An 8,814-nucleotide genomic window follows, 5' to 3' on the forward strand; every position below is an offset into this window, starting at 1 on the left:
GGGCCGCGCCGCCCCTGAGCCGCGCCGATCTTGCAGTTTCGGTTGTCGATATATGCGAAAACGGCCCCTATGTCGCGACAGAAAGTGCAAGATCGGCGCGGCGGGGGCGCGGCGGGGGCAGGGCAGGGCGGGGCGGGGGCTGGACTTAGTCGGGACGGCCGGTGGCTGCTAGGCGCGCGTACCAGTGTGCGCTGTCCTTCCAGGTGCGTTCCTGGGTGTCGTAGTCGACCCGGATGATCCCGAACCGGCGGTCGTAGCCGTAGCCCCACTCGAAGTTGTCCAGCAGCGACCAGACGAAGTAGCCCCGCACGTCCGCGCCCTGCTCGCGGGCGTCCGCCACGGCCGAGATGTGCCGACGCAGGTAGTCGATCCGCCGGACGTCGTGGATCCGGCCTTCGGCCGCCACCTCGTCGTCGAAGGCCGCGCCGTTCTCGGTGATCATCATGGGTTGTCCCGGGTACTCCCGGCTGAGCCGCAGCAGCAGCTCGGTCAGGGCCGGTGGGTCGATGTTCCACCCCATCGCCGTGTACGGGCCGGGCAGCGGCAGGAAGTCGACGTCGTCGGCGCCGACCCACGGCGAGTGCGCCGACGCGCCGTGACCGTCGGCGTCCGAGCGGGCCGAGCGGCCGTCCCAGGCCCGGACGAGGGTGCTGGAGTAGTAGTTGACGCCCAGCACGTCCAGCGGCACCGCGGCCACCTTCTCGTCGCCCTGCTGCACGAACGACCAGTCGGTGACGCCCGCCGTGTCGGCCAGCAGGTCGGCCGGGTACGCTCCGTTCAACATCGGGCCGAGGAACGCCCGGTTGGCCAGCGCGTCGATACGGCGGGCCGCGTCGACGTCCTGGGCCGTGTCGGAGGCCGGGCGGATCACGTGCAGGTTCAGCGTCACCGACAGCTCCGCGGTCGGCGCCACCTCCCGGACCACGCGACCGGCCAGGCCGTGCGCGAGGTTCAGGTGGTGCACCGCCGCCAGCGCCGCCGCCGGCTCGGTGCGCCCCGGCGCGTGGACGCCGGAGCCGTAACCCAGGTACGCCGAGCACCACGGCTCGTTGAGCGTGGTCCAGGTGTGCACCCGGTCGCCGAGCGCGGCGACGATCCCCGACGCGTAGTCCTCGAAGCGCAGCGCCGTGTCCCGCACCGGCCAACCACCGGCGTCCTCCAGCTCCTGCGGCAGGTCCCAGTGGTACATCGTGGCCACCGGGCGGATGCCGCGCTCGAGCAGGCCGTCGACCAGCCGGGAGTAGAAGTCCAGCCCGGCCTGGTTGAAACGGCCGGACCCGCCCGGCTGGACCCGCGGCCAGGAGATCGAGAAGCGGTACGCGCCCAGGCCCAGCTCGGCGACGTGGTCGAGGTCCTGCGCCCAGCGGTGGTAGTGGTCGGCTGCCACGTCACCGGTGTCGCCGTTCAACGTCCGTCCGGGTGTGTGGCTGTAGGTGTCCCAGATGGACGGACCCCTGCCGTCCTCGGTGGCCGCACCCTCGATCTGGTAGGCCGCCGTCGCCGAACCCCACAGGAAACTCTCCGGGAAGGTGCGCGCCGTCATCGTCCTGCTGCCTCCGTTCCGACGACCACACAGTGGTACGCCGACGATTCACCCGCGACCAGTTCCGCGCTGCCCACCCCGTCGCGGAAGCTCACCTCGAACTCCGCGCCGGCGCCCAGGCCGGGCGACGGTATCCGTACCCGCCGCCGCTGCCCCTCCGCCGGAGCGTATAGGCGCAGCTCCACCCCGTCCGCCCACTCGTAGTCGGGCCGGTCGGCGCGCGCCCCGAACGGGATCACCGCGCCCGGCCGGACGAGCACCGGCAGGCTGTCGAACTCGTGCTTCTCGGTCACCCAGGCCGGGCCGGTGAGCTGCGCGCCGGTCACCAGGTGCGTCCACGTGCCGGCGGGAACGTAGAAGGTGACCTCGCCGTCGGCGCTCAGCACCGGCGCGACCAGCACGTCGGAGCCGAGCATGTACTGCCGGTCCAGGTGCGCCGCAGCCGGATCGTCCGGGAACTCCACGACCATCGGACGCATCATGGGTGTCCCCTCGCGGTGCGCCTCCTGGGCGGCCGCCGCCAGGTACGGCATCAGGCGGAGCTTGAGTCGGGTGAAGTGCCGCAGCACGTCGACGGCCTCCGCGTCGTACGCCCACGGGACCCGGTACGAGCCGGAGCCGTGCAGCCGGGAGTGCGAGGAGAGCAGGCCGAAGGCGATCCACCGCTTGAACACCGCCGGATCGGGGGTGCCCTCGAAGCCGCCGATGTCGTGGCTCCAGTAGCCGAAACCGGACGCCGCCAGGGACAGCCCGCCGCGCAGTGACTCCGCCATGGCGACGAACGTCGCCTCGCAGTCGCCGCCCCAGTGCACCGGGAACTGCTGCCCCCCGGTGGTGGCGGAGCGGGCGAACACCACCGCCTCGCCCTCCCCACGCTCGGTCTCCAACAGCTCGAAGACCGCCCTGTTGTAGAGGTAGGAGTAGTAGTTGTGCATCCGCTGCGGATCGGAGCCGTCGTGCCACACGACGTCGGTCGGGATGCGCTCACCGAAGTCGGTCTTGAAGCAGTCGACGCCCATGTCCAGCAGGACCTTGAGCTTGCCGGTGAACCACGCGACCGCGTCCGGGTTGGTGAAGTCGACGAGCGCCATCCCGGCCTGCCACTTGTCCCACTGCCACACCGAGCCGTCCGGGTTGCGGACCAGGTAGCCGGCCTGGCGGCCCTCCTCGAAGAGGTACGACCGCTGCGCGATGTACGGGTTGATCCAGACGCACACCTTCAGGTCGCGCTCGTGCAGCCGCCGCAGCATGCCCTCCGGGTCCGGGAAGGTCGCCGGGTCCCAGACGAAGTCGACCCAGTGGAACTGGCGCATCCAGAAGCAGTCGAAGTGGAACACCGACAGCGGCAGATTCCGCTCGACCATGCCGTCGACGAACTCGGTCACCGTCTTCTCGTCGTACGAGGTGGTGAACGACGTGGACAGCCACAGCCCGTACGACCAGGCGGGCACCCGGGCCGGTCGGCCGGTCAACGCGGTGTAGCGGCGCAGCACGTCCTTCGGGGTGGGCCCGTCGATGACGTAGTAGGTGAGCGACTGCCCCTCGACGCTGAACTGGTTCTGGGCCACGACCTCCGAGCCGACCTCGAACGACACGTGCTCCGGGTGGTCCACGAAGACCCCGTAGCCGGCGCTGCTGAGATAGAACGGCACGTTCTTGTACGCCTGTTCGCTGGCCGTCCCACCGTCGGCGTTCCAGATGTCCACGGTCTGGCCGTTCTTGACGAACGGGCCGAAGCGCTCGCCCAGCCCGTACACCGTCTCGCCGACGCCCAGCGCGAGCCGCTCGTGCACGTACCGACGGCCCTGGCCGTCGGTGACGATCCCGACGCTGCGGGTCGTGGACGCGGTGAGCAGCCGGTCGCCGTGCCGGAACTCGACCCGCCAGCCGTCGACGAGCGCGACCCGGGCGGTCAGTTCGCCGGCGGTCAGTGACGCGGTGATGCCGGTGATGTCGATGCTGACGGGGTGCGTGCCGTCGGTGGTCACCGCGAAGCGCGGCTCGCGGGGCAGTCCGCCGCTGTGGTGACCGATTGTCACCCCGACGACGCCCGGTGCGGGGGAGAAGAACCGGACGGTGACGACGGGCCGGTTGAGGGTGTCGCCCCGACCGGTGATCTGACCGGCCGGCGCGAAGACGGTGAAGCCGCTCTCGTCCGGCTCGACCGATTCCACCGCGCCGGGGCGCAGCACGCTGACCCCCGGGCGCAGTTGCCAGTACCCGTCGGTGAACTTCACTTCTCGGCTCCTGCCGTGATGCCGCGCGCCAGAGTGCGCTGGAAGATGAGGAAGAAGAGAATGGCCGGCACCAGGCTGATCAGCGCTCCGGCGTTCGTCGTCGGGGCGTCCATCAGACGGTCGCCCTGCAACGACGCGAGCGCTACCGGGATGGTCTGCGTCTGGTTGTCGATCAGCATGACCAGCGGGATGAGGAACTCGTTCCAGGTCCAGATGAAGAAGAAGATGAGGAGTACGGCCAGGGTGGGTCGCAGGTTGGGGAAGACCACCCTCCACAGCACCGTCCACTTGCCGGCGCCGTCGAGCGCGGCGGCCTCCAGCAGCGAGCGGGGGAAGGTGCCCAGGACCGAGGCCAGCAGGTACGTGCCGAACGCGCTCTGGATGACGGTGAAGATGATGATCACCGCGAGTCTCGTGTTGTAGAGGCCGACCTCCTTCGCCACGTAGTACAGCGGGTAGATCAGCGCCTCCTGCGGCAGCATGTTGGCCAGCAGGAACAGCCCGACGATCCACAGTCGGCCGCGGACCCGACCGATGCCCAGGGCGTACGCGTTGAGCAGGGACACGATGACGCCGAGTACCGCCACGGTGCCGGCGATGAGGGCCGAGTTCCACAGCTTGAGGGGGAAGTTCACCTCGGTCCAGTACGTCCGCAGGCCCTTGGTGTAGAACTCGCCCGGCCAGCTCAGCGGCCCGCCCGACGAGTAGTCGCCGGGCGACTTGAACGCGTTGAGCAGCATGAACGCGAACGGCACCAGCATGACGAGCGCCCCGACACCGACCAGGGCGAGCACGATCCAGCGGCTGACGCCGCGGTGGTGCCGATCGCGGACGGGCCGGCGGACCGGTGTCGGCGCCGGAGTGAGCGTCACGGCCATGTCAGAACCCCCGGTCCCGGCGCTCGGTGCGCGCCTGCCACCAGATGAAGACCCCGGCCACCACGACGATGATCAGTGTGAGCACGGTGGAGATCGCCGAGCCGTAGCCGACCTGGAGCTTCTTGAAGAAGGTGTAATAGGCGAAGTAGGACGGCACGTTCGTGGCGTTCTCCGGGCCGCCCCGGGTGAGCGCGAAGATCGGCCCGAACACCTTCAACGCGGCGATGGTGCAGGTCAGGGCCACCACGAAAGTCTCCGGCCGGATCTGCGGCAGGGTGATCGCCCGGAACCGGTGCAGCCAGTTCGCGCCGTCCACCTCGGCCGCCTCGTACAGCTCCGGGTCCACCCGCTGCAACGCGGCCATGAACACGACCACCGGGTAGCCGATCTGCACCCAGATCATCACCGCCATCACCGCCGGTAGGGCCGTGTCCGGGTCGCCGAGCCAGTCGTGGCGCAGCGCGCCGAGGCCGACCGCGTCGAGCAGGCTGTTGAACGCGCCGTCGGGCCGCAGGATCCAACCCCAGACGATGCCCGCGACCACCACGGGCAGCACCTGCGGAAGGTAGAAGGCGGCCCGCAGGCCGGCGGCGGTCCGCGGCTGGAACCGGCGGCCGATGACGTCGAAGAGCACCGAGGCGAGCAGCAGCCCGAGCAGGGTCGGCACCACCACCATCGCGACGATCATCGCCACGGTGTTGCGGAACGACGCCCAGAACACCTCGTCGTCCAGCAGGCGCTGGTAGTTGTCGAACCCGACGAAGGTGGGGTCGCCGATGCCGGACCACTTGGTCAGCGACAGGTAACCGGTGCCGACCAGCGGCGCGCCGATCACCAGGAGAAACAGCACCGCCCCGGGGAGCAGGTAGAGCCAGTACGCCGCGTCGCGGCCGCGCGGTCGGCGGCGGGGCTCCGGCGGGGTTGGCGTCGCCGTCGGGCGTGCGGCCTCGACGGTCTCGGAGACTGCCATGGAAGGTCCTTCCCGGCGGGGTGGGCGGGCGCTCCGGTCGTGCCGGTCGCGCCCGCCGCTCGCCGTGTCACTTGCCGGTGATCTCCTTGACGCCATCGGCGTACGGCTTGGCGATCGTGTCGAGCACCTGGTCCGGGGACTTCGACCCGTTGATCAGGCCCTGGAAACCGCCGACCAGCACGTCGTAGTAGCCGGGCACCGGCCAGTCCGGGTAGAAGGCCAGCCCGTCCTGCTTGCTGACGGTGTTGAAGTCCTCGATCAGCTTGCGGTCCTTCGGGTCGCTGATCTTGGACGCGTCGGCGGCCACCGGGACACCACCGTTGTTGCCGATGAGGTCCTGGATCTCCGGACGCAGCGTGATGTCGATGAAGTCGTACGCCAGGCTCTTGGCCTTGCTGTTCGACGGAACCACCCAGATGTTGCCCGACGACCCGGCGTTGAGGGTGTTGCCGGGGAAGAGGAACGTGTCCCAGTTGGCCTTCATCTCGGTCTTGAAGCGGCCGTACCACCAGCTACCTGAGACGATCATGGGGGTCTTGCCGGCGATGAACGCGGTGCCCATGTCCTCGGCCTTGAGGCTCGCCGAGTTCTTGGCGACGTAGCCCTTGCGCACCCAGTCGGCGAACGTGTCCGCGCCGTACTTCAGCGGGTCGGCCTTAAAGGCGACGGGGTTCTTGTAGAGCTGGTAGTTGTCGACGAACTGCCGGTCGGCCTTGGAGAGCGCCAACTGGTAGAAGAGCTGCCCGGCCGGATACTCGGCCCCGGCCATGCCCAGCGGAGTGATCTTCTTGCTGACGAAGGTGTCCATCGCGGCGGTCATCTCGGCCATCGTGGTCGGCACCTTGACGCCTTTGCGGTCGAACAGGTCCTTGTTGTAGTAGACCGTGACGTACTCGCCGTAGTTGGGTACGCCGAACCAGTTGCCCGACCCCATCACGCCCTTGTCGCTGTACCGGGCGGTGGTTTGGAGGCTGGCGCTGAGCTTGCCGGCCCAGCCGCGCTTGTCGGCCTCGGCGCTCAGATCGGTGAGCAGACCCTGCGACGACAGCAGACCGGCCGTCGCGTTGCCCTTGTTGTACTCCATGATGTCCGGGCCCTCGGACGAGTTGATGATCATGCCGGCGTTCTGCTGGATCTGTTCGAACGCCTTGCGCTCGAAGCGCACCTCGACGCCCGGATGCTCGGCCTTGAAGATCTCGATCGCCTTGTTCCAGCCGACCCCCATCGCGCTGTTCTCGCTCTCGTAGTGCCAGAGCTTGAGGGTCTTGGCCCCGCTGTCGTCCTCGCTCTTGCCGCCGCCACAGGCGGCCACGGTGGTCGTCGCTGTCGCCGCCAGGGCGATCGCCGCGACGATCCGGCGGAATCGCTGCATTGCTATCCTCCTCGTTGAGTATCGAGCCCGGTATCTCACTGGGCCCGTCGTCGCGTTGCCGCGCGGCGGCGGGCCGTTTTTACTGGTCAGCCCCTATGTGGTCGGTCTGGTCGCGGCGCGCCGGTCGATCCCCGGATTTCCAGGACGCACGGCAGCAGTTGCTGGTGGCGCTCGTCGCCGGGCCCGTCCAGGTGCCGCACCAATGCCTCGATCGCGATCCGACCCAGGGTCGAGCCGGGCGACGTCATCGCGGTCAGCGCCGGAGTGGCCAACTCGGCGACCTGCGGCGAGGTGACCATCGAGACCACCGATACGTCGTCGGGCACCGACAGCCCCCGCCCGGTCAACTCACCGAGGATGCCGAAGAGCGCCGTCTCGTTCATCGCCAGCACGGCGGTCAGTTCCGGGGCACGGGCGAGCGCGGCGGCCAGGGCCGCCCGCCCGCCAGCCGCGCTGTCCTCGGCCGGGATCATGATCGGCTCCAGGCCGTGGCCGGCCATGGCCGTGACAAAGGCATCCCGGGTACGCAACGCCGGGCCGTAACCGCTGGCGAGCGTCGCCGCCGAGTGGTTGACGTAGACGATCCGGCGGTGCCCCAGGCCGACCAGGTGCGCCACGGCCTCCCGGACGGTCTGCTCGAAGTCGATGTCGACGAAGGAGAGCCCTGCGGCGTCGCCGGTGCGTCCGATCAGCACCAGCGGCACACCCGCCTCCTGGAGCACCGTGACCCGCTCATCGGCGAGCTGCACCTCCATCAGCACCACACCGTCGAGCATCCGCTGGGCGGCCAACCGACGCAGGTCGTCCAGGTCCCCACCGCCGACAGGTGAGAGCACGAGGTGGTAACCGACCGCGCTGGCCGCAGCGGCGGCACCAGTGACGAACGCTGTCTCGGTGGCACCCAGACCACGCTCGTCCATCGGCATCAACAGGCCCAGGATGCGGCTGCGCCGGCTGGCCAGCCCCCGGGCCATGGCGTTGGGCTGGTAGTCCAGCTCGGCCATCGCCGCGAGCACCTTGGCGCGGGTGGCCTGGGAGATCGGCCGGGTGCCGGTGAGCACGTACGACACGGTGCTCACCGAGACCTGCGCGAGGCGGGCGACGTCGTGCATCGTGGCCACCACGCACCTCCTCCGGCCCGGCGGTGGAACGCTTCCCATTGATCGTCGAAGCGTTTCGACTAAACGTTTCGACAGACGCTAGGCCACCTGTTACGGCAGCGTCAATAGCCGATGTCGAGAAGAAGTCCGAGGGCTCCGAACCCCGATCCGCAAACGACGCCTCGGTACGCCTGACCGCACCGAGGCGTGCCCCGGCGCCCCGACGGCGTGCCTCGCGCGGATCTCGGCGTGCCGGGCGTCTCGGGATCTCGGCGTGCTGGGCGGGATCTCGGCGTTGCCTGGCGTGGGTTCCGGCGTTGCCTGGCGTGGGTCTCGGCGTGCTGGGCGGCATCTCGGCGTTGCCTGGCGTGGGTTCCGGCGTTGCCTGGCGTGGGTCTCGACGTGCTGGGCGGGATCTCGGCGTTGCCTGGCGTGGGTCTCGGCAAGCTTGACGTGCGCCCTGACGTGCCCGGGCTTGCCGAAGGCGTGCACATCTGCGCGCCCGGCGCGCGTTTTGGCGTGCCGGGGTGTGCCGAGGGCGATGCATCGGCGCGTCTCGGGTGTGCCTGGCGCGCATCTCAGTCAGCAAGTTCGGGGATGTTGCTGTCTCCGGCGGGGCGGATGCAGCAACTTCCCCGATGTTGTGAGGATCTTGGGCGCGGGGCGCGGGGCGCGGGGCGCGGGGCGCGGGGCGCGGGGCGCGGGGCGCGGGGC

6 protein-coding genes are annotated in these 8,814 nt (G+C 69.6%); all 6 read right to left on the bottom strand.

What is annotated here, in order from left to right; translation table 11 throughout:
* Nucleotides 1-145: 145 nt before the first annotated feature.
* The 6 genes from ABZU91_RS26460 to ABZU91_RS26485 all read right to left on the bottom strand — a co-directional run bounded on the left by ABZU91_RS26460 (nt 146) and on the right by ABZU91_RS26485 (nt 8,112).
* Nucleotides 146-1,543, bottom strand: a complete 1,398-nt coding sequence (locus tag ABZU91_RS26460) for a GH1 family beta-glucosidase (RefSeq protein ID WP_355245771.1) — start codon at nt 1,541-1,543, stop codon at nt 146-148.
* Entirely contained in the window at nt 1,540-3,780 is a 2,241-nt protein-coding gene (yicI, locus tag ABZU91_RS26465) for an alpha-xylosidase (protein ID WP_355245774.1), read from the bottom strand. Before yicI ends, ABZU91_RS26460 begins: the two co-directional genes overlap by 4 nt.
* Nucleotides 3,777-4,658, bottom strand: coding sequence for a carbohydrate ABC transporter permease (locus ABZU91_RS26470; RefSeq protein WP_355245777.1), 882 nt, complete (start codon nt 4,656-4,658; stop codon nt 3,777-3,779). Before ABZU91_RS26470 ends, yicI begins: the two co-directional genes overlap by 4 nt.
* 1 nt (nt 4,659) lies before the next feature.
* Nucleotides 4,660-5,628, bottom strand: a complete 969-nt coding sequence (locus tag ABZU91_RS26475; protein ID WP_355245780.1) for a sugar ABC transporter permease — start codon at nt 5,626-5,628, stop codon at nt 4,660-4,662.
* Between the two features lie 67 nt (nt 5,629-5,695).
* Complete coding sequence (locus ABZU91_RS26480; RefSeq protein ID WP_355245783.1) at nt 5,696-7,000, bottom strand: extracellular solute-binding protein; 1,305 nt, start codon at nt 6,998-7,000, stop codon at nt 5,696-5,698.
* 86 nt (nt 7,001-7,086) lie between these two features.
* On the bottom strand, nt 7,087-8,112 hold the full coding sequence (locus ABZU91_RS26485; protein ID WP_355245804.1) for a LacI family DNA-binding transcriptional regulator: 1,026 nt from the start codon (nt 8,110-8,112) through the stop codon (nt 7,087-7,089).
* Between the last annotated feature and the right edge of the window lie 702 nt (nt 8,113-8,814).

It is taken from the genome of Micromonospora sp. NPDC005174, assembly GCF_040608495.1.
In the GTDB taxonomy this organism is placed as follows: Bacteria; Actinomycetota; Actinomycetes; order Mycobacteriales; family Micromonosporaceae; genus Micromonospora.

Bases quoted from the DNA above. Each gene is read 5' to 3' on its own strand.
- ABZU91_RS26460 (WP_355245771.1), bottom strand. From the start codon at position 1,543: ATGACGGCGCGCACCTTCCCGGAGAGTTTCCTGTGGGGTTCGGCGACG.
- ABZU91_RS26470 (WP_355245777.1), bottom strand. From the start codon at position 4,658: ATGGCCGTGACGCTCACTCCGGCGCCGACACCGGTCCGCCGGCCCGTC.
- ABZU91_RS26475 (WP_355245780.1), bottom strand. From the start codon at position 5,628: ATGGCAGTCTCCGAGACCGTCGAGGCCGCACGCCCGACGGCGACGCCA.
- ABZU91_RS26480 (WP_355245783.1), bottom strand. From the start codon at position 7,000: ATGCAGCGATTCCGCCGGATCGTCGCGGCGATCGCCCTGGCGGCGACA.
- ABZU91_RS26485 (WP_355245804.1), bottom strand. From the start codon at position 8,112: ATGCACGACGTCGCCCGCCTCGCGCAGGTCTCGGTGAGCACCGTGTCG.